This window comes from Mesorhizobium sp. M8A.F.Ca.ET.207.01.1.1 (assembly GCF_004794715.1).
Taxonomy (GTDB): Bacteria; Pseudomonadota; Alphaproteobacteria; order Rhizobiales; family Rhizobiaceae; genus Mesorhizobium.
Genome location: NZ_SRUS01000097.1, coordinates 1 through 436 on the forward strand (window position 1 = coordinate 1; position 436 = coordinate 436).

Below are 436 nucleotides of genomic sequence, written 5' to 3' on the forward strand. Positions count from 1 at the left end.
GCGATCACGAACGCTTCCAGCGCACGGAAGCCGCGGTTCATCAGCAGCAGCACCAGCAGCGTATCGAGCGCAGTGATCACCGCGCCCCACAGCAGTGGCAGATCGAACAGCAGCTTCAACGCGATCGCGGTGCCGATCACCTCGGCCAGGTCGCAGGCGATGATCGCCGCCTCGCACAGCGCCCACAGCGCCAGGTTCACCGGCTTGGGGTAACGGGCGCGGCAGGCCTGCGCCAGGTCCATGCCGGTGGCGATGCCGAGCCGCGCCGACAGCGCCTGCAGGATCACCGCCATCAGGTTGGAGATCAGGATGACCGACAGCAGCAGGTAGTCGAAGCGGGAACCGCCGGCGAGGTCGGTGGCCCAGTTGCCCGAGTCCATGTAACCGACCGAGATCATGTAGCCCGGGCCAAGGAAGGCCATCAGGCGGAACCACC

Annotated in this window: 1 protein-coding gene; it reads right to left on the reverse strand. The window is 67.0% G+C overall.

The genetic code is table 11. From position 1 onward, the window contains the following. A partial coding sequence (locus tag EN850_RS33630; protein ID WP_189591279.1) for an Nramp family divalent metal transporter occupies nucleotides 1-436 on the reverse strand: 436 nt, incomplete at both ends.